Annotated in this window: 25 protein-coding genes; 16 read left to right on the top strand and 9 right to left on the bottom strand. The window is 55.4% G+C overall.

Annotated elements, in window-relative coordinates; translation table 11 throughout:
* Nucleotides 1-112 precede the first annotated feature (112 nt).
* From IM299_RS14995 to IM299_RS14970, 6 genes are all read left to right on the top strand, one after another.
* Nucleotides 113-1,984 (top strand): amidohydrolase, encoded by a 1,872-nt coding sequence (locus IM299_RS14995; RefSeq protein WP_193357737.1) that lies wholly within the window; start codon nucleotides 113-115, stop codon nucleotides 1,982-1,984.
* Nucleotides 1,984-2,391, top strand: a complete 408-nt coding sequence (locus IM299_RS14990; protein WP_193357736.1) for a DoxX family protein — start codon at nucleotides 1,984-1,986, stop codon at nucleotides 2,389-2,391. The genes IM299_RS14995 and IM299_RS14990 overlap by 1 nt, the downstream gene beginning before the upstream one ends.
* Nucleotides 2,388-4,007, top strand: a complete 1,620-nt coding sequence (locus IM299_RS14985) for an MFS transporter (RefSeq protein ID WP_063438183.1) — start codon at nucleotides 2,388-2,390, stop codon at nucleotides 4,005-4,007. The genes IM299_RS14990 and IM299_RS14985 overlap by 4 nt, the downstream gene beginning before the upstream one ends.
* A 30-nt stretch (nucleotides 4,008-4,037) precedes the next feature.
* A complete protein-coding gene (locus tag IM299_RS14980) occupies nucleotides 4,038-4,859 on the top strand; it encodes an alpha/beta fold hydrolase (RefSeq protein ID WP_193357735.1) in 822 nt (273 codons plus the stop codon).
* A gap of 131 nt (nucleotides 4,860-4,990) precedes the next feature.
* Complete coding sequence (locus tag IM299_RS14975; RefSeq protein ID WP_193357734.1) at nucleotides 4,991-7,054, top strand: McrB family protein; 2,064 nt, start codon at nucleotides 4,991-4,993, stop codon at nucleotides 7,052-7,054.
* Entirely contained in the window at nucleotides 7,051-8,355 is a 1,305-nt protein-coding gene (locus IM299_RS14970) for an McrC family protein (RefSeq protein WP_193357733.1), read from the top strand. The genes IM299_RS14975 and IM299_RS14970 overlap by 4 nt, the downstream gene beginning before the upstream one ends.
* 34 nt (nucleotides 8,356-8,389) lie before the next feature.
* Here the strand turns inward: IM299_RS14970 and IM299_RS14965 are convergent, their stop codons facing one another.
* Both IM299_RS14965 and IM299_RS14960 read right to left on the bottom strand, forming a co-directional pair.
* A complete protein-coding gene (locus tag IM299_RS14965) occupies nucleotides 8,390-9,784 on the bottom strand; it encodes an MFS transporter (protein WP_193357732.1) in 1,395 nt (464 codons plus the stop codon).
* A 45-nt stretch (nucleotides 9,785-9,829) separates the two neighbouring features.
* Nucleotides 9,830-10,918 carry a cellulase family glycosylhydrolase gene (locus IM299_RS14960; protein ID WP_193357731.1) on the bottom strand — a complete coding sequence of 363 codons (1,089 nt, stop codon included), beginning with the start codon at nucleotides 10,916-10,918 and terminating at the stop codon, nucleotides 9,830-9,832.
* A 185-nt stretch (nucleotides 10,919-11,103) separates the two neighbouring features.
* On the opposite strand from IM299_RS14960, the gene IM299_RS14955 reads away from it, so the two are divergent.
* Entirely contained in the window at nucleotides 11,104-12,111 is a 1,008-nt protein-coding gene (locus tag IM299_RS14955; RefSeq protein ID WP_193357730.1) for a LacI family DNA-binding transcriptional regulator, read from the top strand.
* On the opposite strand, the gene fosA is transcribed toward IM299_RS14955, so the two are convergent.
* Nucleotides 12,097-12,522 (bottom strand): FosA/FosA2 family fosfomycin resistance glutathione transferase, encoded by a 426-nt coding sequence (fosA, locus tag IM299_RS14950; RefSeq protein ID WP_193357729.1) that lies wholly within the window; start codon nucleotides 12,520-12,522, stop codon nucleotides 12,097-12,099. The genes IM299_RS14955 and fosA overlap by 15 nt on opposite strands.
* 199 nt (nucleotides 12,523-12,721) lie before the next feature.
* Here fosA and trpS point away from each other — a divergent pair, with 199 nt between their 5' ends.
* The 7 genes from trpS (at nucleotide 12,722) to IM299_RS14915 (ending at nucleotide 17,343) form a co-directional block, all read left to right on the top strand.
* A complete protein-coding gene (gene trpS, locus IM299_RS14945; protein ID WP_193357728.1) occupies nucleotides 12,722-13,723 on the top strand; it encodes a tryptophan--tRNA ligase in 1,002 nt (333 codons plus the stop codon).
* A 251-nt stretch (nucleotides 13,724-13,974) separates the two neighbouring features.
* Nucleotides 13,975-14,457, top strand: coding sequence for a hypothetical protein (locus IM299_RS14940; protein WP_193357727.1), 483 nt, complete (start codon nucleotides 13,975-13,977; stop codon nucleotides 14,455-14,457).
* Nucleotides 14,458-14,460: 3 nt separating this feature from the next.
* Nucleotides 14,461-16,002 (top strand): colicin E3/pyocin S6 family cytotoxin, encoded by a 1,542-nt coding sequence (locus IM299_RS14935; RefSeq protein ID WP_193357726.1) that lies wholly within the window; start codon nucleotides 14,461-14,463, stop codon nucleotides 16,000-16,002.
* Nucleotides 16,002-16,253, top strand: coding sequence for a hypothetical protein (locus IM299_RS14930; RefSeq protein WP_148386809.1), 252 nt, complete (start codon nucleotides 16,002-16,004; stop codon nucleotides 16,251-16,253). The genes IM299_RS14935 and IM299_RS14930 overlap by 1 nt, the downstream gene beginning before the upstream one ends.
* 39 nt (nucleotides 16,254-16,292) lie before the next feature.
* Nucleotides 16,293-16,550, top strand: coding sequence for a colicin E3-like toxin immunity protein (locus IM299_RS14925; RefSeq protein ID WP_193357725.1), 258 nt, complete (start codon nucleotides 16,293-16,295; stop codon nucleotides 16,548-16,550).
* 59 nt (nucleotides 16,551-16,609) lie between these two features.
* Complete coding sequence (locus IM299_RS14920; RefSeq protein WP_193357724.1) at nucleotides 16,610-16,858, top strand: bacteriocin immunity protein; 249 nt, start codon at nucleotides 16,610-16,612, stop codon at nucleotides 16,856-16,858.
* A gap of 113 nt (nucleotides 16,859-16,971) precedes the next feature.
* On the top strand, nucleotides 16,972-17,343 hold the full coding sequence (locus IM299_RS14915; RefSeq protein ID WP_193357723.1) for a hypothetical protein: 372 nt from the start codon (nucleotides 16,972-16,974) through the stop codon (nucleotides 17,341-17,343).
* A gap of 74 nt (nucleotides 17,344-17,417) precedes the next feature.
* Here IM299_RS14915 and IM299_RS14910 read toward each other — a convergent pair whose 3' ends face one another.
* From IM299_RS14910 to IM299_RS14895, 4 genes are all read right to left on the bottom strand, one after another.
* Nucleotides 17,418-17,891: a SymE family type I addiction module toxin gene (locus IM299_RS14910; RefSeq protein WP_193357722.1), complete on the bottom strand. Its 474-nt coding sequence runs from the start codon at nucleotides 17,889-17,891 to the stop codon at nucleotides 17,418-17,420.
* Nucleotides 17,892-18,333: 442 nt separating this feature from the next.
* Nucleotides 18,334-18,819, bottom strand: a complete 486-nt coding sequence (locus tag IM299_RS14905) for an Hcp family type VI secretion system effector (RefSeq protein WP_008501360.1) — start codon at nucleotides 18,817-18,819, stop codon at nucleotides 18,334-18,336.
* A gap of 1 nt (nucleotide 18,820) precedes the next feature.
* Nucleotides 18,821-19,339, bottom strand: coding sequence for a hypothetical protein (locus tag IM299_RS14900; RefSeq protein WP_193357721.1), 519 nt, complete (start codon nucleotides 19,337-19,339; stop codon nucleotides 18,821-18,823).
* Nucleotides 19,320-19,835 (bottom strand): DUF2778 domain-containing protein, encoded by a 516-nt coding sequence (locus IM299_RS14895; protein ID WP_040020222.1) that lies wholly within the window; start codon nucleotides 19,833-19,835, stop codon nucleotides 19,320-19,322. The genes IM299_RS14900 and IM299_RS14895 overlap by 20 nt, the downstream gene beginning before the upstream one ends.
* A 638-nt stretch (nucleotides 19,836-20,473) precedes the next feature.
* Here IM299_RS14895 and IM299_RS14890 point away from each other — a divergent pair.
* Both IM299_RS14890 and IM299_RS14885 read left to right on the top strand, forming a co-directional pair.
* On the top strand, nucleotides 20,474-21,487 hold the full coding sequence (locus IM299_RS14890; protein WP_193357720.1) for an HNH endonuclease domain-containing protein: 1,014 nt from the start codon (nucleotides 20,474-20,476) through the stop codon (nucleotides 21,485-21,487).
* Complete coding sequence (locus tag IM299_RS14885) at nucleotides 21,487-22,071, top strand: bifunctional 2-polyprenyl-6-hydroxyphenol methylase/3-demethylubiquinol 3-O-methyltransferase UbiG (protein ID WP_193357719.1); 585 nt, start codon at nucleotides 21,487-21,489, stop codon at nucleotides 22,069-22,071. Before IM299_RS14890 ends, IM299_RS14885 begins: the two co-directional genes overlap by 1 nt.
* 37 nt (nucleotides 22,072-22,108) lie before the next feature.
* Here IM299_RS14885 and IM299_RS14880 read toward each other — a convergent pair whose 3' ends face one another.
* Together IM299_RS14880 and IM299_RS14875 are read right to left on the bottom strand one after the other, a co-directional pair.
* Entirely contained in the window at nucleotides 22,109-22,543 is a 435-nt protein-coding gene (locus IM299_RS14880) for a hypothetical protein (RefSeq protein WP_193357718.1), read from the bottom strand.
* Nucleotides 22,540-23,241: a hypothetical protein gene (locus IM299_RS14875; RefSeq protein ID WP_193357717.1), complete on the bottom strand. Its 702-nt coding sequence runs from the start codon at nucleotides 23,239-23,241 to the stop codon at nucleotides 22,540-22,542. Before IM299_RS14875 ends, IM299_RS14880 begins: the two co-directional genes overlap by 4 nt.
* Between the last annotated feature and the right edge of the window lie 59 nt (nucleotides 23,242-23,300).

Raw genomic sequence — 23,300 nt, 5'->3', positions numbered from 1 at the left:
GTTAACCTTAGGTATAGTTATACTTTGGTATACCTATCCTATTGTATAACTGGATCTTTGCCGAAACCGGTTCCCATAATCCTGACCATTCCCCTCTTAGTCTGGAGCTATTATGGTTACCCTCGGTAAAGCCGATCTCATTCTGGTTAACGGCCAGTTTCACACCGTCGATCGCGAGAACCCTGTCGCGGAAGCCGTTGCCGTGCGCGACGGGAAATTTCTGGAAGTGGGTACCGTCGCCGGGGTGATGCAACACCACGGCGACGGCACCAAAGTGGTCGACTTAAAAGGCCACACCGCTATCCCCGGCCTCAACGACTCGCACCTGCACCTGATCCGCGGCGGGCTGAACTACAACCTCGAGCTGCGCTGGGAAGGCGTGCCGTCGCTGGCCGACGCCCTGCGCATGCTGAAAGAACAGGCCCTGCGCACGCCGTCGCCCCAGTGGGTGCGCGTGGTAGGTGGCTGGAGCGAGTTCCAGTTTGCCGAGCGCCGCATGCCGACGCTGGATGAGATTAACGACGCCGCGCCGGACACCCCGGTCTTCATTCTGCACCTGTACGACCGCGCCCTGCTCAACCGCGCCGCGCTGAAGGTGGTCGGCTACACCAAAGAGACGCCGAACCCGCCGGGCGGCGAGATCCAGCGCGACGCCAACGGCAACCCGACCGGGATGCTGATCGCCCGTCCGAACGCCATGATCCTCTACGCCACGCTGGCGAAAGGGCCGAAGCTGCCGCTGGAGCAGCAGGTCAACTCCACGCGCCAGTTTATGCGCGAGCTGAACCGCCTGGGGCTGACCAGCGCCATCGACGCGGGCGGCGGCTTCCAGAACTACCCGGAAGATTACGAGGTGATTGCCGAGCTGCACGAGAAAAAGCAGATGACCATCCGCATCGCCTACAACCTCTTTACCCAGCGCCCGGGCCACGAGCTGGAAGACTTTGAAAAATGGACCGACATGCTCACGCCGGGCCAGGGCAGCGACTTCTTCCGCCACAACGGCGCGGGCGAGATGCTGGTCTTCTCCGCCGCCGATTTTGAAGACTTCCTCGAGCCGCGCCCGGACCTCGCGCCGGGCATGGAGGACGAGCTGGAGCGCGTGGTGCGCCATCTGGTGGAGCACCGCTGGCCGTTCCGCCTGCACGCCACCTATAACGAATCCATCAGCCGCATGCTGAACGTGTTCGAGAAGGTGAACCGCGACATTCCGTTCAACGGCCTGCACTGGTTCTTCGACCACGCGGAAACCGTTACCCAGGCCAACATCGACCGCATCAAAGCACTGGGCGGCGGCATTGCCGTCCAGCACCGCATGGCCTTCCAGGGGGAGTACTTTGCCGAGCGCTATGGCATCGAAGCTACCCGCCACACGCCGCCGGTGGCGAAGATGCTCGAGACCGGCGTGCCGGTGGGCTTAGGTACCGATGCCACTCGCGTGGCGAGCTATAACCCGTGGACCGCGCTCTACTGGCTGGTCTCCGGCCGCACCGTCGGCGGGATGCAGATGTACGATCACGGCGCCCGCCTGGATCGCGATACCGCCCTGATGCTCTGGACCCAGGGCAGCGCGTGGTTCTCCAGCGAGCAGAACCAGAAGGGGCAGATCAAGGTCGGCCAGCTTGCCGATCTGGCGGTGCTGAGCAAAGACTACTTCCGCGTGCCGGAAGAGGAGATCAAGGGGATCGAGTCCGTCCTGACGGTGGTGAACGGCGACATCGTCTACGCCGCGGGCAGCTTTGGCCCGCTCGCGCCGCCCGCCATCCCGGTCCTGCCCGAGTGGTCCCCGGTGGTGAAGGTGCCGGGCCACTACCGCAGCGCGCCGCCGCAGGCTACTCGCGTCGGCTTGAGTGTGGCTCACCACTGCAGCGGCCCGTGCGGAGTTCACAGCCACCAGCATGATTTCGCCCGCACGTCAGAGATGCCGGTGTCCGACGATAACGCTTTCTGGGGGGCGCTGGGCTGCAGCTGCTTTGCATTCTGATGAAAAACACTACTATGCCGCCCCGGGTCGATCTGGGGCTGTTCTTCCTGCGCCTCACCGGCAGCCTGCTGCTGCTCTACGTGCACGGCCTGCCGAAGGTGCTGCACTTCAGCGAAGAGCTGACGCGCATTGAAGATCCGTTCGGCTTCGGGCCTTACGCGAGCCTGATCCCGGCGATCGTCGCCGAGGTGATCTGCCCGCTGTTGATCCTTGCGGGCGTGTACACCCGCCTGGCGTGCCTGCCGATTATCGCCGTGCTGCTGGTGGCGATGCTGGCGGTCCACCCGAACTGGTCGATTGCCGAAGGGCAGTTTGGCTGGCTGCTGCTGATTATCTTCACCACTCTCGCCCTCACCGGGCCGGGCCAGTGGCGGCTGCAGCGTAAGGCAACGGAGAGGTTCGCATGACCCAGGTTAACGACGTTCGCGACGCCCACGTCGAGACGACGCCCGCGCGGGCGGTTTCGCCCTGGCAGCCGCTGAGCCAACCGGTGTTCCGCATGCTGTGGATCGCCACGGTGGTCTCTAACGTCGGCTCATGGATGAGCGACGTCGGCATCAACTGGAGCATGCTGACGCTCAGCGCCGATCCGCTGGATATCGCGCTGGTGCAGGCGGCGAGCAGCCTGCCGATGTTCCTCTTCGCCCTGCCGTCCGGGGTGATGGCGGACATCGTCGATCGGCGTAAATACCTGCTCTTCTCCCAGCTGTGGGTGTTCATCGCCGCTGCCGGGCTGACGGTGCTCTCCTTCACCGGACACGTCACCCCTACCGTTCTGCTGGTGGCGACGTTCCTGCTGAGCGTGGGCGCGGCGATGAGCTCGCCGCCGTTCCAGGCCGTGGTGCCCGATCTTGTGAGCAAGCCGGAGCTGGGTGCCGCCGTGGCGCTGAACTCGCTCGGGGTGAACATCAGCCGGGCGATTGGTCCCGCGCTGGGCGGTTTTCTGCTTTCGCTCGCCGGGCCGTGGATGGTGTTTGCCCTGAACGCGCTTTCCGTGGTCGGCGTGGCGTGGGTGCTGTGGCGCTGGCGTCCGGCCCCGTCCGTGCAGCGCCTGCCTCCGGAGCACTTCTTCTCCGCGGTGCGCTCCGGCATTCGCTACGTGCACGCCGCGCCGGTGCTGCGCAACGTGCTGGTGCGCACCGTGGCCTTCTTCGTTTTCGGTAGCGCGGGCTGGGCACTGCTGCCGCTGGTGGCGCGCCGCGAGCTGGGCTTGGGCCCGGCGGGCTACGGCGTGATGCTGGCGTGCATCGGCCTGGGCGCCATTGCCGGGGCGATCCTGCTGCCGCGCCTGCGCCAGCGGCTGAACGCCGATCGGCTGATGGTGGCCGCGAGCCTGGTTTTTGCCCTCACCATGCTGGCGCTGGCGTTCGTGCGCCACGTCTGGCTGCTCAACCTGTTTGAGTTCTTCACCGGCTTCGCGTGGATTGCGGTGCTCTCCACCCTCAACCTCGGCGCGCAGCGCAGCGCCGCCCGCTGGGTGAAGGCCCGCGCGCTGGCGGTCTACCTGACGGTGTTCTTCGGCTCGATGACTACGGGCAGCGCCATCTGGGGGCAGATCGCCTCTCAGTTTGGCACCCCAACCTCGCTGGTTGTCGCCACGCTGGGGATGGTGCTGGCAAGCGCAACGGTGTTCCGCTGGAAGCTGGAGAAAGATCCTGATTTAAACCTCGACCTGAGCGGCCAGCCGCTGGACGGCGTGGAGATTGAACTGCCGAACGAGCGCGGCCCGGTGCTGGTGTCGCACGAGTACATCATAGACCCGCAGAACGCGAAGGCCTTCCTGGAGGCGGTACACGAGCTGCGCCGGGTGCGACGCCGCGCCGGGGCGATGAGCTGGGCGGTGTACGAGGATATCGAACGTCCGGGGCTGTTTATCGAGACTTTCCTGATGGGCTCGTGGATTGAGCATCTGCGCCAGCAGGAGCGCCACACCATGAATGACCTCCTGCTGCAAAGCCGCGTTCTGGCTTTTCATCAGGGCACAACATCACCGGCTATTCGCTACCTGGTCGCGCCGGTATAACCCTAACCATCACCTGTACAGGAACACACTATGGCAACGTTTAAGGCAAAAGACGGCACGCAGATTTACTACAAAGAAGGCGGCGCGGGCAAACCGGTTCTCTTCAGCCACGGCTGGCCGCTGGACGGCGACATGTGGGACAGCCAGCTGAACTACCTGGCCGAACGCGGCTTCCGCGCCATCGCCTTTGACCGTCGCGGCTTTGGCCGCTCGGATCAGCCGTGGAACGGCTACGACTACGATACCTTTGCGTCCGACATTAACGACCTGATCGTCACCCTGGACCTCCAGGACGTGACGCTGGTGGGCTTCTCGATGGGCGGCGGCGACGTGACGCGCTACATCAACAACTACGGCAGCGCGCGCGTGGCCGGTCTGGCGCTGCTGGGCGCGGTAACGCCAATCTTCGGCAAATCCGACTCCTTCCCGCAGGGTGTGGATCAGAGCGTGTTCGACGGCATTCGCGACGGACTGCGTAAAGATCGCGCCCAGTTCATCAGCGATTTCGCCACTCCGTTCTACGGCACCAACGCCGGGCAGACCGTTTCCGCGGGTGCTCTGACGCAGACGCTGAACATCGCCCTGCTGGCCTCCCTGAAGGGCACCATCGACTGCGTGACCGCCTTCGGCGAAACCGACTTCCGCCCGGATATGGCGAAAATCGACGTGCCGACGCTGGTGATCCACGGCAGCAACGACCAGATCGTGCCGTTTGAAAGCACCGGCAAGTTGGCGGCGGAGATGATCAAAAACGCCACGCTGAAGGTGTACGACAACGCCCCGCACGGCTTCGCTCTGACCCACCAGGATCAGCTCAACGAAGATCTGCTGGCGTTTGTGAAGTCGCTGTAAGTCTGAGGGCTGACGCCTACGTGCATCAGCCCCTTTTCACCTCAACCCACCTGAACAGGCAGTGACGCCTTTCAGATTAATCCTATAAGATACTGACCTTTACCGCCTTTTCCCGACTTCCGGAGTTTGTGATGGTTCAGGAGCGCACCGCGTTAGCCCCCTTCTTTAATGAGCATATCAGTAACAACAGCCGATACAGCCCTACATGGGGGCCTGCCTATCACCAGATGGTTGAACGTGTAGAGGCAGAGTGGCCAGAGTTTCGCGATCAAAGCCTTATCAAGGCGCTTTGGTATGAACGCTCCAACGGTGTCGCCAGCATCAAACAGGGCGGAATGTCTCAAAATGAATACAATGCGGCACAAATTCACCTGCGGGAAATCACAACCCTGATTGCTCAGGGCTGCACACCGGCAGTGTATGAAAAGGTGATAAACAAACTACAGGCGCTTAAGGCCAAATCTGTTCTCAAGAAACAGTACTGGGCGTTGTGCCATCGGGCTTTTGCCACGCTGTACCCTGAGCGGGTTTCGAACGTGGTCAATACCAAAATGTTTTCCCGCATTTACAACTACTGTAATAACCGCTTCGGTCTTGAACTCTCCGGGAAAGGAAAGTGGTTTGAAAAAAACCTGGAGCTTAAGGCGGCTCTGAACCGCGAGCTGGGCGACCATGTCGATCCTGTCGAACTCAATATGTCGCTGTGGCATCTCTATACGCATTTCATCAAAGATAAGAGTGACATTGGCCTTGTAGGCAGTGAATCCTGGGACGAAGACGACGATCAGGAAACGGACGAGAGCGTGGCGGATGTGCCACTGAACGTCATCTTCTATGGCCCTCCGGGTACGGGTAAAACCTATTCCACCGTTGAGCATGCCGTCCGCGCCTGTGAACCTGCTGAATATTCCCGCCTGCTGGATGGCCTTCAGGGCAGTGATTATCGAAACGCTCTTAAAGCGCTTTATGACCGTCTGGTCTCAGAGCAGCGGATCCGCTTTGTAACCTTCCATCAGAGCTTTGGTTATGAAGAGTTTATTGAAGGGCTGCGTGCGGATACCACCCGTGACGGAAACGTCCGCTATGACATTAAATCCGGCGTCTTTAAACAAATCTGCGAGGATGCGGCGTTTGGCCACGCAGGGGAACAGCTGGCGCTGAACGAGGCGCTATTCCGGTTTCAGAAAGAGCTACTGAACAGCGAAGGCGCTACGCTCAAAACGACGTCAGGAAAACCGTTCGGAGTCACCTATAAAAGTGAAACTAACTTCGGCATCTTCCCTTTTAACAGCCAAAAAGAGGATCTGGGTAATGGATACAACGCCTATGTGAAGGACATCAAAGCCTGGTATCAGAACAACGGCATTGATATCCACAACGAGTCGTATGTCCGGGGGATCCTCACCTATCTTCACAAAAACTACAATCTTCCCGTCACGCCGGAAATAAATGCGCCAGCAAAACGCCAGAACTACGTGCTGATCGTTGACGAGATTAACCGTGGCAATATCTCCAAAATTTTCGGAGAACTCATCACCTTAATTGAGAAATCCAAGCGCATGGGTGAACCCGAGGCCCTGAGCGTGACGCTACCCTATTCGGGCGAAAAATTCAGCGTGCCAAACAACCTGTTCCTGGTAGGCACCATGAATACCGCGGACCGTTCACTGACCGCTCTGGACACCGCCCTGCGCCGCCGCTTCGAGTTTAAGGCCATGCTGCCGAAAGCCTCCATTCTGGAAGGCCACGTCATCAAAGGTATCGATCTCAAACGGCTACTGCAGATGCTCAATGAACGCATTGAGGCGCTGTACGATAGCGAGCACACGCTCGGGCACGCTTTTTTCATATCGGTAATTGAGACGGAGGACGATGACATTGCTTTCGCCCGTCTGCAGCGGGTGATGAAAAATAAAGTGCTGCCGCTGCTGGAAGAGTACTTTTACAACGACTGGCAGAAAATTCGTCTGGTCCTCGGAGATAACCAGAAGCACGATCCCGCCCTGTGCTTTATCCGTTCAATCAAAAATGAGGGAAATATTCAGCGGCTGTTTGGAACGGATGCATCGGACGATCTGCAGGAAGAGGGAGAGCGCTATCACCTTGCCAGCGAAGAGGATCCGGTCTGGAATAACGCCATCGCCTGGCGTCAGATTTACGATGCAGGTGCGCGAGGCCCGGAGAACGATGAATGACCAGGCGGCAGCAGTGGTCCATCTTTGAGTACGGTTATCTGGTTAGCGAAGAGGACAGCGGCCGGGTTAAGGACGCAACGGAACTCCCGCCGGCCTGTTTTGCGTGGCTGGAGCAATGCTGCCTGAAGGATGATGCGGAATACGATCAGCGCCTGCTGACGCTGAAAACGGCCGGGCGCGTTAAGGTGCTGCAGGTGAAAAACTATGTCGGCGTCATTGCGCTGCCGGGAGGGGGGTTTATCGAGGTGCTGCCAAAGACAGGCCATGATAACGCCCGCGAACAGCTGATGATGATGCTGCGCACGCTGAAAACCTTCCGGCACATCGCCACAACCTCCGCCAGTATCAAAACTTCGCGCATGCCGCTGATGGATATCTTTATTCATCAATTTATCCAGAGCGTCCAGGCGGTCCTGCAGCAGGGTCTTAAGCGTGACTACCTTCGCCAGCAGGAGAATCTACCGTGGATGAAGGGAAAACTGCGGGTTTCAGCACAACTGTCGACAAATAGCGTTCGCCGGGATCGCTTTCAGGTGGAGTATGACGAGTACAGTGTTGACCGACCGGAGAACCGCATTCTCAAAACGGCCATCGATACGGTTTCGCGCCTGACCCGCAACCCTCAGCTCATCCAGCAGCTTCGCCCCTTGCAGTCGGCCTTCGAAGGTATTCCTCCCGTTGTTGATACCGCTCACGCGTTCGATCTGGTTCGCCTCGACAGGCATATGCATCACTATGAACAGGCGCTGGAGTGGGCCAAATTGATCCTACACGGGGAGTCACCACTTTGTATGCAGGGTCATGCTGATGCCATATCGCTGCTCTTTCCAATGGAAGCGGTATTTGAATCCTTTGTTGCGGCGTGGATGAGGCATCATCATCATCAACGTTACCAAATTGATACCCAAGCAAAAACACACACTCTGGCTCGCTATCACACCAGGTATATGTTTAGACTCAAGCCGGATATCTGGCTTCGCCCGTATGACACGTCGAAACATTCTTCAATTATTTGCGATACGAAATGGAAAAAGATTAAGCCTCATAAACCTGGCTTTAACATTTCGCAAAGCGATCTTTACCAGATGCTGGCCTACGGAACGAAATATCTCGATAGCCGCGGCGATATGATCCTGATCTACCCGCAGCATGACGGTTTTAGCGATGCGCTTCCCCATCCCTTCGAACTTCATAAGCCGGACAGCCATGCGCTACGTTTGTGGATCGTCCCTTTTACCATCGGAACCAGTATTCAGAGCTCGATACTCCACCTCCCCGAGTCCCTGAAGCTGCGGAATTAGAAGCAGACGCCTGCAAAGCAGGCGTCTGAAGCGATTAATTGACCGATACCGGGCGGGTCAACGCCTCATCCCCGATGCCATTCTGCTCGCTCCCCCGCCTGCGCTCCGCCAGCAGCCGACACACTTCCGCATGCTTCTCCTCGGTAAAGGTAAAGCGCGACATAAAGCCCATGCGGATCAGCGACCCAATCGCCGGCAGCAGGCAAATCCCAAAGAACAGCCCCGACAGCACGCCTTCGCTCTGGATTTGCGCCTGCGGCACGTAGCCGATCATCGTCAGAAACACGCCAATAAGCCCGCCGCCCACCGCCACCGACATCTTGCCGGTAAAGGTCTGCCCGGAGAAGGTGATCGCCGCGCAGCGCTTGTTCGTGTGGTACTCCGCGTACTCGATGGTGTCGGCAATCATCGACGAGGTGAGGATGTTGGTCATCATCACGAACAGCGTGCTCAGGCCGAGCAGAATAAACAGCATCGTCACCTGCTGATACCCGACAAACCACATCACCACGCGCACCGCCACGTCCAGCCCGCAGAGGATCATAAACAGCTTCCGCTTCTGCATCCGGCGCGTCAGCATCGGGGCCACCAGGCACAGCACCGCCGCCACAATCCCCATCACGCCAATCGCCATCTGCAGGCTGCCGTCGCCCAGATTATTGATAAAGAAGTAGATATACAGCCCGCCCGCCACGTTGTGGAACACGCAGAAAAAGAACGACAGCAGGACGATAAACAGCGGCTTGTTCTGGCGCAGGTTGTGGAAGGTGTCGCGCATCGTCACCTTTTCCGGGCTCGGCGGCACGCGCTCTTTGATCTGCATAAAGCCGTTGAGCATCAGCGGCAGGCCCACCAGCATCATCACCAGCGCCGCCATAAAGTAGCCTTTGTCATTGCTGTACTGGGCGAAGAACGCCGCCAGCTTCGGGAAGAAGATGTTGGCGCAGGCAATCCCGGCGTTCACCCCGAGCATCGCCGCCGTCACCGCGCGGGTGCGCTGACCGGAGTCGTTGGTCATCACCGACGACATCGACCAGAACGGGATATCGGAGATGGCGTACAGCGTTCCCCACAGGATGTAGGTCACCCCGGCGTAGAGGATTTTGGTGGTCATGTCCGCTTCAATTTTATAGAACGACAGTAGCGTGACGCCGGTGATCAGCAGCGGGGCGATCAGCAAAAAGTGGCGAAACTTGCCGAACCGGCTGTTAATGGTGTCCATAATGCTGGCAAACAGCGGATCGTGAACCGCGTCCCACGCGCGGGCAATCAGGAAGATGGTGCTCGCCGCCAGCGCCGAGATCCCCAGCACGTCGGTGTAAAAATAGTTAATAAACGAACCCACTAAACCAAAGCTAAAACACTGACCTAAACCATAGCCAAAGTAAGACCACAACTCGCGAGACGGTATTTTCATTGTCATTGCCATAGTGCGTACCTGGTTGCCCGGCGGCTGACCGCCGGGTCGTTATTATTAGCCCTGCGGATTAGGGGCGATTTTGCGCAGTTTCTTCATCAGCGCGATTTCAGCGCGTGAGAACGGGATGCCGTTCTCCTCAAATACGTCGTGGAACCAGAGGCGGCAGTAGTCCGTGGACTCTTTCATCACCACCGGCCACGGCAGCCACGTCTGGGTCTTGCCGCGCACCAGCCCCCACTGATACGGCGCGACCTTCGCCATGTACATCAGCGGCAGCTGCTCTTCGATGGTGCCGCCCACGTGACGCGCCAGCCATTCGGTACAGAAGATTGGGCGGCCCAGCGCCTGAAGCTGCTGAATAATCGCCGTCATCCGCCCGGTGTTGGTGTAGGCGTGATAGCTCACCACGTCCGAGAGCGCCAGCGCGGTCTGGTCCAGCGGATGCTGATAGAACGTCTCGTCCTCCTCTTCCGGCGGCAGACGCCACGCGCAGACGGTGAGCGGCTGGGTCGGGTCTTCTTCACGTACCCACTGGAACGCCAGCTTCATCAGTTCGTGCGCGCAGGTCTCCAGCTTCGCGTCGTACAGCACCTCTTCCGTACCGGTCGCGAAGATGCCGCGGTTGCCCGGCTCGTTATAGAGATCCCACAGCAGCACGCGCTTATCGTCGCGGAACTGGCGGACAACGTCGCGGATATAGCGTTCAATGTCTGCCCAGCAGTCCGGATCGCACACCTTGTCGCGACCGGGGCTCGCCGCCGCCTGGCTGTTGTGCTTGCCCGGCACTGGCGGCTTTTGCGGGCCGAGGTACGGCTCGTCACCGGAGAAGCCGCAGTCGTCCATCAGGGTCAGCATGGTGCTGAACCCGTGGTCGTCGGCAATCGTCAAAAAGCGGTCGATACGCGCCATCAGCCCGTCGCGGTCATGCTCCCAGACGATAAACGGCAGGTTGATGCGCAGGGTGTTGTAGCCCGCCTCCGCCGCCCAGCCCAGCTCGCGGTCAATGGTTGCGGCATCGAAGGTCTCTGCCTGCCAGATATCGGTCCAGTTCACCGCCGTTGACGGCAAATAGTTAAACCCGCACAGCCAGCCTTTTTGTTCATACCACGCCTGTGCCTGCTCCCTGCTCCACTGCTCTTTCATTACGCATCCTCTTACTGATAATGTTTAGCTAATAAATATTAGCTGCGGGATAAATGCGCAAATTACGGCGTTTAGAAAAGCGATGCCCCTCACAAAGTTCACGCTTCGATGAACGAGAAACGTGATCGACGGCGCTAAAGCTTGCGGTTAGGGTATGATGCGAAATCGCGAAAGGGAGAGGACGGATGAAGCGAAAAACGAAAGTGACGATGAACGATATTGCGCGAGCGGCAGGGGTGTCGCAGGCGACGGTATCGCTGGTGCTTAACCAGTCCCGCAACATCAAGCTCAGCGACGAGACCCGCCAGCGGGTGATTAGCGTCGCCACCGAGCTCGGCTACGACCGCCTCCCCGCCGTTCACGCCCCGCGCAACCAGGAAGAAATTGCCCTGCTGGTGAGCTCCATGCAGAGCTTCGACCCGTTTATCGACGCCATCAGCCAGGCGCGGGAAGCGGCGTGGCGCAACGAGACCCTGCTCACCGTCTACGACTACGGCGACGACATCGAGCTGGCGCTTAACATCATCCGCCAGCTGGAGAAGCGCAACTGCATCGGGATTATTCTCGCCTCCCCGGTCACCACGCTGGTGGACATGACGGCATTCCAGGACTGCACCCGCATCCCGCTGGTGCTGCTCAACCAGCGCGACCCCGGCTCGCCGCTGCTGCCGTCGTTTATCCCGGACGACTACGCCAACGCTTTCCAGGTGACTAAACACCTCATCGCCTGCGGGGCGACGCGCATCGCCCACATCACCGGGGAGAGCTGGATGGAGGCCTCCCGCCAGCGTCTGGCGGGCTACCAGGCCGCGCTCCAGCAGGCTGGACTCGCGTGCGACGACGACCTGGTGCGCCAGACCAACTGGCAGTTCAGCGAGTCCTTTACCGCCACCACCTCCCTGCTGGAACTGGCCGAGCGCCCGGACGCCATCTTCTGCGCCAGCGACTGGCTGGCGATTGGCTGCTATCAGGCGCTGGCGGTGAACGGCGTGCGCATCCCGCAGGACATGCTGCTGGCGGGCTACGACGACCAGAAGATCTCCGAACAGCTCACCCCGCCGCTGACCAGTATCCAGCTGCCCTACAGCGAGCTGGGGCGGCTGGCGGTTGAGTACCTGTGCAATCAGGAAGATGCCGCCACGCACGTGACGCTGGCGGGCAGGCTGAAGGTGCGCGCCTCAAGCCTCGTCTGAGGTAAACACCATGCCCGCGTAGGGCTTCTCGCGACACGCCGCCAGACGCGCGGCGAGGCTGCCCACGTGCAGCTCCAGCTTGTGCCCGTCCGGGTCGAGAAAATAGAACGACGCCCCCTCGCTTTTGTTCTGCTTCCAGACGGTGACGCCAGCCTGCTCAAGCCTTTGCGAGAACGGTTCAAAATCCGCTTCCGCCACGGTAAACGCGTAGTGGGTATAGTCGCTCTCCTGCGGCGGCACGTACCGGCGCGCCTCGTCGTACGACAGGCAGAGCCACAGATCGCCGCAGGTAAGATAGGCCCCGGTATTCCAGCGGGCGTGCAGCGTCAGACCAAGCAGTTCGTGCCAGAAGGTGACGCTTTTTTGCAGGTCGCTGACCGCGAGGGTCAGGTGGTTGAGAGATTGCAGCATGACGTGCCCTTTTGTTTTTCGCGCCGGACGTGGTACGGTAAAGAGATGAACATAAACCACGCCGTCCTCACCGTAAACCGCTGGTGGCTGCCTTCTTAAAGGCGGCACGGAGTAGTTTTTCCCATTTTCAGATAGCCGCCGAAAGGCGGCTTTCACTTTTCTAAGACCCCTTTCGGCAACTGCACATTAAGGAGTCTTTATGAACGCACCCACCATCCTCACCGGCGACCGCCCAACCGGCCCGCTGCACCTCGGCCACTTCGTCGGATCGCTGCGCCAGCGCGTGGCGCTCCAGCACACGCACAACCAGTTTGTGCTGATTGCCGACCTGCAGGGGCTGACCGACAACGGCAGCAACCCGCAAAAAATTCGCGACAACATCCCCGAAGTGCTGGCCGACTACCTCGCTGCCGGCATCGACCCGAACCTGACCACGATCTGCCTGCAATCCGCCTTGCCCGCCCTCGCCGAGCTGACGATGCTGTATATGAACATCGTCACCGTCGCCCGCGTGGAGCGTAACCCGACGGTGAAGAACGAGATTGCGCAGAAAGGCTTCGCCCGCTCGCTGCCGGTCGGGTTTATGGCCTACCCCATCAGCCAGGCGGCGGACATCACCGCGTTCAAGGCCGAGTGCGTGCCCGTCGGCGACGACCAACTGCCGATGATTGAGCAGACCAACGAGATTGTGCACAAGATGAACAGCCTGCTGCCCGCCCCGGTGCTGCGCCACTGCAAGGCGATACTGAGCGACACCAGCCGCCTGCCCGGCATCGACGGCAGCGCCAAGATGTCGAAATCGCTGGGCAACACGCTGCACCTTTCAGCCAGCGAAGAGACGATCCACCGTGCGGTCAGCGCCATGTACACCGACCCGAACCACCTGAAGGTGAGCGACCCGGGGCAGATTGAGGGGAACGTGGTGTTTACGTACCTCGACGCGTTTCATCCGGACAAGGAGAAAGTGTCGGCGATGAAGGCGCACTATCAGGCGGGCGGGCTGGGTGACCGGGTTTGTAAGAACGAGCTGGAGGGGTGCCTGCAGGAGCTGATTGCGCCGATGCGGGAGCGCAGGGCGATGTATATGCGGGATAAGGGGGAACTGATGGCGATGCTGAAGCGCGGGACCGAACGGGCGCAGGGGGTGACGCAGGGGACGTTGAGGGAGGTGAAGGTTGGGCTGGGGGTGCCGGTGTTTTGAAATAACGTCATGCAGCGTATGTATTCAAATATTACATGCGCTGCATAATATTATTTATCGGAAACTCAGAGAGTATTACATTTTTAATTAACAGGAACCATTACAGCCCCTGGATTAGAATATGACCGATATCAATCTGGATATTTATTTCGGATTTTAGCCCGACTTATTACCCACTTTATGTATATTCGCCATACAGTCTAAAACCTAGCATTGCTGCATTTACTCTTCTGCCCCTACAAGGAATTGTCATGCAGCTTTATACCAATGAATTTACCGCTGAGTTAAAAGCGGAAATAGATCGTTCACCGTTTTCCGATGAAGAACTGGCCGCCATGCCCGAGGACGCGCGCGCCATCATTGCCGAACAGAAAGCCTTTCATCGACAACATCCCGTCACCGCCATCTGGCGGATCGCCACGGCTGGCAGCCAGACCCGACTGGGCGGCGTTGTTCTTCCCGTCGATCGTGAAGCCACAATGCTCATGGACGATGGGAGTTACACCAGCGTGATTGTCGAAGGCGACTGTGTGGCCTATCCGGATGGAACGCTCGCCACGATTATGACCTCAGCTGGCGAAGCGTTTTCCTGGAGACGTCAGGGCGTTGCGCTGGTTGGCAGCCTGCTTGATAACGATGACGAGATTATCAGCACACCGCTCGGCAGTACTTATCTGGTCACCCGCGAAGGTATTCCACCTCATGAGGACTTCTTAACCTGGCCCGGAGAATAGGACATGGGCTACCGTTCCGATAACCATGGACGCGGTCAGGCGCTGCACGGCGACAGAACAACCACCGGCGCAATATGCTGCACAACTCTGCCCAACTGCACCGAGCACGGTCGCGGCATCGTTCGTGTTGGCGATAAAACCACGGCATGCCCTAAATGCGGCAAACAGGGCGTGATTGCCAACGGTGAGCCACGCGTCAACTGGATGGGGCAAGCCTCAGCCGTCGATGGTTCTGTCGTCATTTGTGGATGCCCTCGCGGAACCAACCGCGTGATCGCCCCATCGGGAGAGTGGCTCGGATCCGGTCCCTCTCCTGAACAGATCGCACAGGAAAAGCATCAGGCCATGCTCGCTGCGCGCAGAAAAGAGGAGCAGGCCGAAGCGCAGCGACAAGCAGAAGTACGCGATCGCAACCGGGTCTTTGCGAAATCTTGCCTGCGTGGAGAAGGCTGTAACGATGCAGGCACCGGAAGTGAGCCCCACACCAACTTCGCCGAGATGGCATTTTACCAGGCCATGCCCAACGACGCCGCGCAGCACGCTCAGGTGGCAAAGCGTAAGGCGATCCCAAAGCCGAAGCAACGCAGCGCACTTTATCGTTGGTGGAACGGGCATCACGAGGAGATGGACTATCAGGCTGCCGTTGCAGCCGAAGAAAGGGCCTGGACCGCGCGGAACGCGACAGCCGATGCCAGCGAACTCGTACTGGTTAGCGGGCGTACTGTCATTTCCGGCACATGGGCCGTGCGCTGCGCTGCACTTGGCGAGATAGCCACGGGAGGCCTTGGTGCACCTGTCGCAGGGCTGCTGATAGGGATGTATCCCGGCAAGCTGAACGACGGCGAACAGGATTTTATCGACAGGATGCGCGCCGAGCAGATGCGGGAATCCCCTACCCGCGTTCGCTTCACCTGGGAGAACGACGCCAGCGGCAACCCGACACCGCGAGGCTGGCATACGCCGCCCGGCAAAGACAGCGTGCGCGTTCGCAGGATGGAGTGGGATAGCCAACGCCAGGCGTACACCTTTACCACCGAAGAAGACCCCGGTATCACCCTCATCTGGACACCGGACCGCACCGGAGACAGTAAGCCGTGGGATACGGGCAATCACAACCCGGTACGGATACCGAACCCGGTTGTGGTTGACCCGCTGCCGGAGGATACGGGGATTGGTGTGACGACCAGCCCGACACCGGAAGAGAGGACATTTGCGGATTATATTCTGATTCTGCCGGTGGGCGGGGTGCCGCCGATTTATGTTTATATTAATTCAGATCACAAATACCATTCACCTCCTAAAGGAAATCCTCCTTTGTCTGCATTTCCTGATGCTAAGAAGGTGCAAGCGAAAACACCAATTAAAGGGGGAGGAAAACTGCGTACCCGTTGGAAGGATTCAAAAGGTAAAATTTACGAATGGGACTCTCAGCACGGTACAGTTGAGATCTATGATCGTTCAGGACGCAGTCACCTCGGTGAGTTTGATCCCACTACGGGTAAGCAAACTAAACCAGCAGACCCAACCAGAAAGGTAGAAAAATAATGATCGTTTACACAATTGATGCATACAGTAAAACAGATGAAAATTTGCTTTTCGAAATCGATATACCTCATCAATACCTCAATGATCTATGTATGATTATGGGAATGAATGCAGAAGATAGAAGCGATTTTTCGTATGGTATCGGCGTCTATAATATCAATGAGCATCAGGCACATCTTTTAGAACGCCTTCTTGGAAGAACATTTTATTCTAATGATTTAACCTTTCAACTTTCTGGAGGGGAAATTTAACCTAACTTTAGAAACAATAATTTAAAAAAGAGGGCTGCCATGGGTTTGAAGATTAGATTGCAATGGTATGATATGAGGACTGAACTAGGTGAAGGTACAGAATTTTCGAACGATTTCGGCGATAATGCGGAGATCATGACCAAAGGTCTTCATATACCGACTAAGAACAATGTGAATAATGGTTTTTTTGATGTTGAAGCCGAATGGATACCAATTCTTCAGCCCCACTTCGTACATAAAACAACCCCCACTATTTATGACTATCAGGTTTCTTTCGACTATAGGGATAATTGGTGAGAGGCATTGCCCGATAATCGTATAGGGCATACTAAAAGATCTCATCTAAGATGAAAAAAATGGATAAAATTGAAGATTACACAGAAGAACTATTTTTGGAATTTGTAAGAAAATATTTTTATGTATCTGATACCACTGAAGCTGAAGATATAAAAAACATTCTCGAATTCAAACGATTGACGCAGCACCCTGATGGTTCTGATCTTATTTACTATCCAAGAGAAGGCAGAGAAGACAGTCCCGAAGGCGTAGTCCAGGAAGTAAAGGAGTGGCGTAGGGAAAATGGTAAACCCGGTTTCAAACCATAGCAAAGATAATCACGCTTTCTGGACCCGTACCCTACTTCACGCCTTATCGAATAGCGGGTGACTGTTAAGTTCCGGATAGCCAATTGAAACTAACGAATACGGAATATTTTTAAATGGAACCTACTCTCGCACAAGTTATTGAGGTCGTACGTGAGTCCTCTGGGATACATCGTAAACCTATTGATAGAAACACCTGGATTGAGGCCGATTTGCATATTTGCGGTATGGACGGCGAAGACCTACTTGAAGACTGCGAAAAAGGGTTTGGCGTTCAGCTTGCCACGGAAGAAGATGGCTATATGAAAACGTTCTCTCTTGCTGAGAACGAGTATCTGTTTACGGGTGAAGGTATAGACTTTTTTGGCATCTGTCGATTTATCCGCTGGGTGCGTGGCATACCCGAACCTGTGATACGCGATTTAACCGTCGGCGAACTTCACGCTGTGCTGGTTAAGGCTGTGAAAGAGCAGGTAAAGCACGAGTGATTTTTACTTACAACGGGCATGGGATGACATGCCCGTTTTATTGCTTCACGGATTACATTGGATGGGAAGCACAGTTACTCCAATATCGCCTGCCCTGTTCCACGCTTAATAATCGGTATATCACCGGTATCATTCAGCGCTCCCGGAAAGGTCTTCAGCCACTGTGCGACTTTCTGTTTATTGATATTCACCACACTCATTCCTTCCAGGCATCCCCATAATTCTCTTGTATGCTGCGGCGTAATCACAATGCAGTCTTTCATGGCGCGGATTTTCACGGGCATGCCGTTGATAAAGCCTGCACGGGTTAGCCAGTCACCGCCCAGAAGAAGGTATTTCATGTCTATACGCGCATACAGTTCGCAGCAGGCGGCGCTGTCCTGCGGCGTTTCCGCGCGGGGATGGACGGGCGCCGCGTTAGGCGGGTTGCCGTGAAGACGGCGGGCGCTGTTTTTGCGTACCAGCTCGCGGTTTTCAATCATGCCGGTGAAAGCGTCTGATTCTGTTTTGCAAACGGTAAACTCTGGCTTAAAATTCGTCGCAGCCATTTTCAACTCCTGTCTAGTTGGTTGTGGTTAGCGGTATGGGGGTGTTGCAGCACCTTCATATCGCGAATTCCTCGTTAAATATTCTTCAATATATCCTTTGCCGTTCGGCATAATTTCCGAAGCTCATTATACAGGACTGAATATAAATACAGCGGCTTTGGGTGGGGTAAATTTGAATTTTGCGAGGGGGATTCAGGAAAAGGGTTGGGTCAGGGAAATTACGCAGCGATGACTATCAGAATATAAGGTGAGCGCCCGCATGGACCTCAGAGCAACCATTCGTCGATCTGCGGGCTGGCAATGCGTCGTTTTATTATCAAGTTCGATGACTGACTGAGCGATCACCTTTAATACAATGGCAGTTACACAGCATTACGGACAGGCTCCTTTGAGAGGATAAGCGTTAATAAAGAGGCGGCACTCAATGCCTCCTTTCTATTTGTTACGCTCTTACGTTCCAATCGTCCGTATACTGGACATTACCATCAACATAACGCCAGGTGATTTTGTCATACATCAGGGAAACAGATTCCATGTGGTTGATCTGCGAGTTTCCTGCCATTTTAGCGTTTGGCATCCCTGGGTTAATGCCCGTCACTTTCACACCCTCAATGGTCATGACGAAGTAGCACTCTTCTTGTCCTGCATGGTTAATGCGATACCAGCGAATCTCCGCACTTTTCAACGTTTGACCGGTGGCAACGGCTTTGTATAGGTACGGGCTGGAGCTATCAAACTCCTTTTCAATCATCATCGGAGAATGTGAACGCTTGCCAGTAATCTTCCCGTTGGCACTGTCTACTGGAATGTTCAGACCATGACTAAAGCCAACAATCTCTATACTCCCCTCACGATCCTGAACGTCTACAGCTCCTTTAATGTCTGCGCCGCCATCGTCCTTAAGCCACATGTAAGCCGGAATAGGCATTTTACAAACTCCTTTTAGTTGTGATTTTCTTCGTGATGAACCAGTAGCAAACAATCGTTAAGAGCAACTGAAAGCCCACAATCGCCGCCATTGTGAAATTTGAATACGTTTGATCCGGGAATAAAGACTGATAAGGCAGCAAGCGAAACAACGCCCAAAACAGGAAGGTAAACCCGAAGATTTTAGCTAACCGTCGCAATGTGGAACTGAACCACTCTCTGGGGATGCCTGCTGGACTAACTTTGTGTGTCGCGCCACTGTACGCCGTGGTAATGGCGCTCATGACAGGTACGCTGATTAATGTATTGATTAAGATGCTAAAGTAGCCGTCTAACGATTCCCAAACTTCTGAATCAGGTTCACCCAAAATGAAGCGGGTAAACTTGTCGGCGCTCTGGAAATCAAAAAGCCCCGTAATAGAATTAACTAATCCATCATACGGAACCATTTCAGCAACGATCAGCATAACAACTGCGAACAGCACTATCTTGATGAATAAACTAAGGGCATGTTTTGCCATTGGAGATCACCTCAATCGTGCCGTATGCCTGTAGCTTCCTCATGCAAGGAACATCTATTCTCTGGCTTCTCAACAGAGCATTACGCAACATGGCAAAATCAGAATCATGTGGGAGAGTGATACAACCTTCTGATAGTACACCTGGATGCAAACGGAAATTGCCACGCTGAACGCTCTCAATCCAAGTGTAATCGTCGATCCCCCAATCATCACGCCATAATGCGAACCATTCAGAATGTTTGAATGTTGCACCATTGGCGAAGTGATTATAAATGTCTCTTCCCACTGTGTTTAGCTGTGACTTGAGTCCACCTTGAGGGCGGTCAACAATCCAGTATTTACCCGCTGGTACTGGCCCCTCTTTGGGGATCATTCCACATGCCCCACGATTACGGTAAGCACCATTACCAGAGAAAGCTAAAAACGTGCCTATACCAGGAAACGATAACGGGGAGTAGTACGCATCATTAATTACGAACTTTCCATGTAGAGCCATAGATAACCCTTTTATCTATAATGATTTATTGGCTTATCGTACTCCTACGCAATCGGACATAAGAAGGTTTTCTTCCGAGAGACCTCTGATTTTCAGACAATAGCCCGCTGGTGGTAAGACAACGTGTAAGGCTGTTAGGCGATAACATCAGAGGTGTGTCAGGAAGCGAAGTTTATCAAGTTGACCATTTACCCTCAGGGGCGAGACCGAACCGCTGGCAGAGTGACCTGCGCCCTGATGTTAGTAATGTCTTCATAAGCCACATGAGGACATCCCCATGAAGAGGCGTTTTTCCGACTAGCGTAATTACTGCTGCCTATTATACAGAACTGAATATAAATACAGCGGTTTTGCGACAGGTAAAATTGGGAAATATGAGGGAGATTCAGGAAATGGGTTTGGGGGATACTGGTAAATCGCTGGCTTGAAAATCAGTCTTATTTTCCTCATCCAGAAATCTATTCATTCGCTAAAGTACCTTAGACGACAAATTCATCGCATCCAGCCCTTCTTATCAGATCCCACAAAAATTCATCAAACCTATAGATTAACGATTTACATCACCCTGATTTTGTTATGTGATCCTGTTACAGGCTTTAGTAACGCCCTGCCCAGCCAACCGTAACAGGACTTCATCGATGGAATTTTATCAGGCCGATCCGACGCTTGAGAACTACTGGCGTGGTGTGATCCTCTTTGGAAGGAACGTCGCATCTTACAAATTTGCGCTGGCGTCAGCGTTGTATGAAGTGGATAAGACGGGCAGCGATTTGATAACGCTCGACCAGCTTGCCGTACCGTTCAGCCGCTATCTTTGCGAGCACCTGAAACATGCGCCAAAACAGATCACCTCCCGCAGCAGCCAATTTCTGGAAACCTGTCTGAAGTTCAACAGAGGTGAAATCACCCACGCCCAGCTTATTGAAGCGACGGTGCGCCTTGGCTTTAACAACGTGATTGATGCCTTTCATTACGTGAACCAGGGCGAGATCGATAAACGTTTTTTCCTTGATGAGCGCAAAACCAACAACGGGATCCGCCTGACGGATAACTTCTATTTACTGGGCGAACGCCTGCAGTATAAAAACCTCGCCTTTGAAACCAATGCCCGCTGGAACCTGGTAGAACAGGCCTGGTCTATGGGGATCTCGCGTAATCTTGTGGGCGTGGAGTTCGACGAAGATAATCAGCTACTGTTCACGAGGGTGAATGCGCGTCGCGTAGACATCACCAGCTGTCGCGACAGCCTGAATGGTTACCAGAAAGGACGGTGTTTTTACTGCTTTAAACCCATCAGTCTGGTACCGGGAGATGCAGAAGTAGCGGACGTCGACCACTTTATTCCCTGGGCTGCCCGCCATGAAGTGAGCAATATTAACGGCGTATGGAACTTAGTGCTGGCCTGCCGGTGCTGTAACCGTGGCGTCGAAGGTAAATCTGCACGCATTCCCGACCTCAGGCTCCTGCAGCGGTTACACACTCGCAATGAGTATTTTATTCAGAGCAAACTGCCGTTACATGAGACGATTGTTCTACAGACAGGGCAACGTCCTGAAGCACGGAAAAGCTTTCTTCAGCGCAACTGGCAGGCCGCACTGGACAAACTTATCCATACCTGGAAACCCAACGCGGAAGGCGAGGCAACGTTTTAATGACACTTCACTACTACCAGAACCACGCGCAGGATTTCTTCAATGGCACGGTCAATGTCGATATGACCTCGCTTTACGAGGCCTTCACCCAACATCTGCCTCACTGCGCACGGGTTCTGGATGCGGGCTGCGGTTCAGGCCGGGACGCAAAGGCATTTCATGAGATGGGTTATCAGGTGGATGCTTTTGATGCCTCTTCCGCGATGGTGGAACTGGCAAGTCAACATACTGGGTTACCCGTACAGCTGATGACGTTTTCAGAGATCGACGGCAAAGCGCAGTACGATGGGATCTGGTGTTGTGCCTCTTTGCTGCATGTCCCCTCTTCTGAGTTGCCTGAAGTGATGCAGAAGCTTGCGGATGCGCTTAAGCCTGGCGGCGTCTGGTACGTGTCCTTTAAGTATGGCAACGGTGAGCGGGTGCAGGGTGAAAGACAGTTTACGGATCTGGATGAAGAGGGGTTGCGGGAGTTGCTGAAGGCGATTCCGAGGATGGAGATCGCTTCGCTGTGGGCGACTCAGGATAACCGCCCAGCCAGGGATGAAACATGGCTGAATGGGATATTACGAAAAAACGCCGCTTGATCAATGCATTGAGCTAATCAACAGGAAGTAGGTTAGCTCAGTCGTTTATCACCTTGGTCAGCTCAACTTCACCCGTGGCGGTATTGAAGTACAAATAGAAAAGGTCCCCGTTTACCTGATCGGGTTTTGACCAGATTTCCTTATCCCCCAGGCGGCGCTTTTCCTTGGTGTATCCCAGCGTTTCGAGATACGCGCGCAACGGTGACGCACCGGTAGCCCCTTTAAAAAATATGCTATTTGAAGGGGCATAACCATCGCCGGAATGCGCCTCGAAATAGTAGTCTTCTGTTACACGCGGGGCGTTTTCAATATCCTTGTCAGTCAGCGTGTGGTAGTGGAAAAAGTCATTTTCGGTGTAAACCGTCGTTTCATCAGAACCTGATGCCACGAGCCAGACAAACAGCCATCCGAGGATAAAGACGGTGACAACCGAGAGTGCACACCACTTCAGGATTTTTAAAAAGATAGTCATAGCTTAGCTCCCATGAATGAGAGCGATGTCCCATCGTTTGTAATGACCTTCACCACTCCGGATGCGAAATCGTCCCACGGCCGAAGCCACGTCATAAAATGCGGAAGATTGACCGTATAAGGCTTGTGCCGCACACACTGGTCCTGCGGATCGGGAAAGAGAATCGGGCGGAAGCCATGGTTTTTATGGGAACCGATAGCGCCGTAGTAATCCCAGCGGCGAACGGCTGATTCATAGCTCACGGGCTTGAGACGATAGCCGTACCGTCCAGGAATAATTGCCCGATAGAACCCGAACAGGTCAGATACCAGATCCTCACCGCTAAAGCCGCTGTCCGTATACCAGGAAAATGACCGCAGGCTTTGCAGGCCTTCGAATCTGGATGCGGTGTTCATCATCATCGCCAGCATGATTCTGTTAATGTCTTCGGTGCTCCGGCCACGCTTAATTTCCCAGTGAGAGAACTTACCGACCCCGAGCCGCGATTTGAATTTTAAGACGCCCATATCTTGCCGATACATGACGGAATAAGAAGGCTTACCGCTACGCTCTCCCTCAACGAATTGACGTTTGAGCGTTGCCACGTCATTGCCACGGGCATGTCCCATATCAAGCCAGCCTAACGCCTCGGTGTAGACGATCCCTCTGTCGAGAACGTCAAATAATGCCCCATCCTTTATCTCTCTTCTGGTGCTCATGCTTACATCTCCATATGTAGTCTAACTGGCTATGTTATAGACGATTTTTTTGGCAGTCC

Origin of the sequence: Enterobacter cloacae complex sp. P47BA (genome assembly GCF_014930485.1) — a bacterium.
GTDB lineage: Bacteria > Pseudomonadota > Gammaproteobacteria > Enterobacterales > Enterobacteriaceae > Enterobacter > Enterobacter bugandensis.
The sequence above is the reverse complement of the archived record's forward strand: the minus strand, read 5'-3'. Positions and strand labels throughout refer to the sequence as shown.

Coding starts and splice junctions, on each gene's coding strand:
- IM299_RS14920 (WP_193357724.1), top strand. CDS start 16,610: ATGGATAAAATTGAAGATTACACAGAAGAACTATTTTTGGAATTTGTA.
- IM299_RS14940 (WP_193357727.1), top strand. CDS start 13,975: ATGCAGCTTTATACCAATGAATTTACCGCTGAGTTAAAAGCGGAAATA.
- IM299_RS14885 (WP_193357719.1), top strand. CDS start 21,487: ATGACACTTCACTACTACCAGAACCACGCGCAGGATTTCTTCAATGGC.
- IM299_RS14890 (WP_193357720.1), top strand. CDS start 20,474: ATGGAATTTTATCAGGCCGATCCGACGCTTGAGAACTACTGGCGTGGT.
- IM299_RS14875 (WP_193357717.1), bottom strand. CDS start 23,241: ATGAGCACCAGAAGAGAGATAAAGGATGGGGCATTATTTGACGTTCTC.
- IM299_RS14880 (WP_193357718.1), bottom strand. CDS start 22,543: ATGACTATCTTTTTAAAAATCCTGAAGTGGTGTGCACTCTCGGTTGTC.
- IM299_RS14910 (WP_193357722.1), bottom strand. CDS start 17,891: ATGGCTGCGACGAATTTTAAGCCAGAGTTTACCGTTTGCAAAACAGAA.
- IM299_RS14935 (WP_193357726.1), top strand. CDS start 14,461: ATGGGCTACCGTTCCGATAACCATGGACGCGGTCAGGCGCTGCACGGC.
- IM299_RS14985 (WP_063438183.1), top strand. CDS start 2,388: ATGACCCAGGTTAACGACGTTCGCGACGCCCACGTCGAGACGACGCCC.
- IM299_RS14915 (WP_193357723.1), top strand. CDS start 16,972: ATGGAACCTACTCTCGCACAAGTTATTGAGGTCGTACGTGAGTCCTCT.
- IM299_RS14975 (WP_193357734.1), top strand. CDS start 4,991: ATGGTTCAGGAGCGCACCGCGTTAGCCCCCTTCTTTAATGAGCATATC.
- IM299_RS14895 (WP_040020222.1), bottom strand. CDS start 19,835: ATGGCTCTACATGGAAAGTTCGTAATTAATGATGCGTACTACTCCCCG.
- IM299_RS14955 (WP_193357730.1), top strand. CDS start 11,104: ATGAAGCGAAAAACGAAAGTGACGATGAACGATATTGCGCGAGCGGCA.
- IM299_RS14980 (WP_193357735.1), top strand. CDS start 4,038: ATGGCAACGTTTAAGGCAAAAGACGGCACGCAGATTTACTACAAAGAA.
- IM299_RS14905 (WP_008501360.1), bottom strand. CDS start 18,819: ATGCCTATTCCGGCTTACATGTGGCTTAAGGACGATGGCGGCGCAGAC.
- fosA (WP_193357729.1), bottom strand. CDS start 12,522: ATGCTGCAATCTCTCAACCACCTGACCCTCGCGGTCAGCGACCTGCAA.
- IM299_RS14995 (WP_193357737.1), top strand. CDS start 113: ATGGTTACCCTCGGTAAAGCCGATCTCATTCTGGTTAACGGCCAGTTT.
- IM299_RS14960 (WP_193357731.1), bottom strand. CDS start 10,918: ATGAAAGAGCAGTGGAGCAGGGAGCAGGCACAGGCGTGGTATGAACAA.
- trpS (WP_193357728.1), top strand. CDS start 12,722: ATGAACGCACCCACCATCCTCACCGGCGACCGCCCAACCGGCCCGCTG.
- IM299_RS14900 (WP_193357721.1), bottom strand. CDS start 19,339: ATGGCAAAACATGCCCTTAGTTTATTCATCAAGATAGTGCTGTTCGCA.
- IM299_RS14990 (WP_193357736.1), top strand. CDS start 1,984: ATGAAAAACACTACTATGCCGCCCCGGGTCGATCTGGGGCTGTTCTTC.
- IM299_RS14925 (WP_193357725.1), top strand. CDS start 16,293: ATGGGTTTGAAGATTAGATTGCAATGGTATGATATGAGGACTGAACTA.
- IM299_RS14970 (WP_193357733.1), top strand. CDS start 7,051: ATGACCAGGCGGCAGCAGTGGTCCATCTTTGAGTACGGTTATCTGGTT.
- IM299_RS14930 (WP_148386809.1), top strand. CDS start 16,002: ATGATCGTTTACACAATTGATGCATACAGTAAAACAGATGAAAATTTG.
- IM299_RS14965 (WP_193357732.1), bottom strand. CDS start 9,784: ATGGCAATGACAATGAAAATACCGTCTCGCGAGTTGTGGTCTTACTTT.